Genomic DNA, 3,364 nt, shown 5'->3' with positions numbered 1-3,364 from the left:
CCTTTAGTTCTGAAATTATGGACTAAGAATGAATTTGTCTAGATATGACTACTTATTGGTAGATATGTCCAGATTTATTGGAACGGTTAATACTCTCTTTACCAGAAGCAAAATTAACCTTGAAACCAGGAGATATTTTAGTTGTCTTTGCTCAAGATGGCTCTCGTTTATATTGGGGGCCTTATGTTGTGGGAGAAACAACCTTTCCTTTTTGGAATACAGAAACATTAGAATGGCAATTAATTTTAAGACCATAAAAAAATGAGGAACTACGTTATCAGCTAGATTATAATTACTAAGTCTTGTCTTAACTGAAGAAATTATTATTGATATATTTCGGGTAATTTTTAGCAATTTAATAGCTACTCAGTATAATGGATAATTGATAATCAAAGAATATAAGAATTGCTTTTGTGTGCTTGAATAAGCATTTAACTTATGGTATAGGTTTTCATTAATCAATTATTAGAGATTGAATGTATCAGGAAATATAAAAAGGAGATAGGGAACACTTAACTGGGAATAGGTCCGAAGAAATACAAGGGCAAATATTGCCGCTATTAAATCTAGAAATATATGTACTGAATACTTCTCTATCTACCTTCTTTCAATCCCTTGAAGCATTACCGCTTTTATATTTTAGTCANAATATATGTACTGAATACTTCTCTATCTACCTTCTTTCAATCCCTTGAAGCATTACCGCTTTTATATTTTAGTCACTTCGCGTGCTCTCTTAATAATTATTTGAAAAACAGTCTCTTATCTATTAATTCAATTATTTATTATCCATTATCAATTAATTAGCTGCTAATTTCCAGCTAAATTAGGGTTTAAACTTTAATAATTACAGGGATAACTTATCTGAATGAAACTAATACAAAAATTAGAAATTATCAATTTGTTTAGAGTGCAACCAAAAAGTCAAATTTTAACATTAGCACTTTCTATTTTATGGCTATTGCTACTTGCTTGGTTATCTTTCTTTTGTAACCTTGGTAATATTGGTTTAATTGATGAAACAGAGCCACTTTTTGCCGAAGCTGCTCGTCAGATGGTAGAAACTGGAGATTGGATTACACCTTATTTTAATGGAGAAACTCGCTTTGATAAACCACCTTTAATTTATTGGTTAATGGCGATAGCTTATCATCTTTTTGGTATTAATGAATGGTCTGTCCGCCTGCCTTCAGCAATATCTGCAACTGCTTTAATGTGTTTTGGTTTTTACATACTCTACAGATATGGTTATTATTACCTGAATTCTGAAATATATACCCCTAAAAATAAGTTTTTAATGGTGAGATTATTAATAGCATGGATTGGTGCTGCGATGATAGCTTTAAATCCAGAAACTATTGCTTGGGGACGCATTGGAGTTTCTGATATGTTATTAACTGGCTGTATGGGTTCGGCACTATTTGCCTTTTTTATGGGATATTCTTCAAAAACAGAAAATAGTCATATTCCTCAGCAAAAAAACAGTAAAACGACCGGACAAAAAGTTTCATCTGCGTCAAATGAAAATCAATCATCACAAACTACAAAACTTCCCCTATTTAACAAGTGGTATTTAGCTTTTTATCTACTAATATCTTTAGCAGTTCTCGCCAAAGGTCCGATTGGAATTGTTTTACCGGGAATGATTATTGGTTCCTTTCTATTATATGTAGGTAATTTTTTTCAAATCTGGCAAGAAATAAATATTCGGCNTTTCATCTGCGTCAAATGAAAATCAATCATCACAAACTACAAAACTTCCCCTATTTAACAAGTGGTATTTAGCTTTTTATCTACTAATATCTTTAGCAGTTCTCGCCAAAGGTCCGATTGGAATTGTTTTACCGGGAATGATTATTGGTTCCTTTCTATTATATGTAGGTAATTTTTTTCAAATCTGGCAAGAAATAAATATTCGGCGTGGCATTTTAATTTTTTTTACTATTACATTCCCTTGGTATTTTCTAGTTACTTTAGTAAATGGGAAAGAATATATTGATAGTTTTTTTGGTTATCACAATTTTGAACGTTTTACCAGAGTTGTTAATCACCATCAAGCGCCCTGGTACTTTTACTTTTTAGTCGTATTAATTGGTTTTGCCCCTTGGTCTATTTATCTACCAGTAGCGATCGCTAAAACTAAGTTTTGGCAACGCAGTTATTGGCGTAGTCAACCTAGAACTGAACAGTTAGGTTTATTTGCCTTTTTCTGGTTTATTTGTATCTTTATTTTCTTCTCCATTTCTGCCACTAAACTACCTAGTTATGTCTTACCATTAATGCCCGCAGCAGCAATATTAGTAGGACTGTTTTGGAGTGATATTATTATTAATGGAGATTCTCTATCTAGTCAGACTAATAAATCTGAAAATAATTCTACTCAATCATCTATCAACCCCACGGTTAACGAAGTCAGAAGTGAGAAGTCAACCCACCCCTCACCCCTCCCAGGAGTGGACGTCAGAAGTGATTTTTGTAATGAGGATTTGAGCAATTATCCAAAAACATTTCCCTTTAAAAGGCAGGGTTTTAGACCTAATTATTTTGATAATTCTGTTGAACCTGTTCCCAAATCAGAGAGAAATACTGCTGAATCAAAACTGCAATTTTTATCTTTCTCAGTTATTGCCAATATAATTTTTTTGCTAATTTTAGCTCTAGGAATTATCTACAGTTTTAACTGGCTAGATAGAGACCCAGCAATGCCATATTTCCCAGAGATAATTAGAAAATCTGGTTTATTAATTCGTGGCGGATTAATTTTTATTGCTACAGCAATAGCTATTGGAATTCTTTGGAGAAAAAAACAAACTTCTTGGATTTGGAGTGCTAATTTTATTGGATTAGTAGCTTGTTTAATTTTTACTATTAATCCGATGATGTTTTTAGTAGATCAAGAACGTCAATTACCCTTACGGCAATTAGCTGAAACTATTGTTGAAGTTAGACAACCAGGAGAAGAAATAATTATGATTGCCTTTGAAAAACCTAGTTTAGTTTTTTACACTAGGCAACAAGTAGAATTTTTCCGACGCGCTACAAATGCTAGAGAATATCTAGAGGAAATTGTGCAAAAAGATTCTTCTGGTAATGTTGTGATAATTGGTTATCCAAAAAAGTTTATTCATGCAGGATTAGAACCGTGGCAATATCAATATTTAGATAGTCGTGGTGCTTATCAATTAGGTAAAGTTCGAAAAGTCTTTTTATGAAGCACTCAGGAAACAGGAATCAGAAGTCAGAATAAATGGCTGCAATACTTTATTTAGGTCGTAGGTCGTACACATATCTTTAATTTGCCAAAGGGGCATATCCCCTGAAAAGTCTTTTTATCGCCCTTACTATTCGTTCCGGTCAACTTCCC

1 protein-coding gene and 1 pseudogene are annotated in these 3,364 nt (G+C 32.9%); both read left to right on the top strand.

Translation table 11 applies throughout. The annotated features are described in order from the left end of the window. Positions 1-77: 77 nt before the first annotated feature. Positions 78-257 carry a hypothetical protein gene (locus tag AFK68_RS05210; protein ID WP_094671869.1) on the top strand — a complete coding sequence of 60 codons (180 nt, stop codon included), beginning with the start codon at positions 78-80 and terminating at the stop codon, positions 255-257. A 611-nt stretch (positions 258-868) separates the two neighbouring features. Then, positions 869-1,712, top strand: a pseudogene (locus AFK68_RS05205) (ArnT family glycosyltransferase); the annotation flags it as partial. Between the last annotated feature and the right edge of the window lie 1,652 nt (positions 1,713-3,364).

It is taken from the genome of Hydrocoleum sp. CS-953, from assembly GCF_002260545.1.
Taxonomy (GTDB): domain Bacteria; phylum Cyanobacteriota; class Cyanobacteriia; order Cyanobacteriales; family Microcoleaceae; genus Trichodesmium.
Note: the sequence above shows the minus strand (reverse complement) of the source record. Positions and strands in the feature narration are given on the sequence as shown.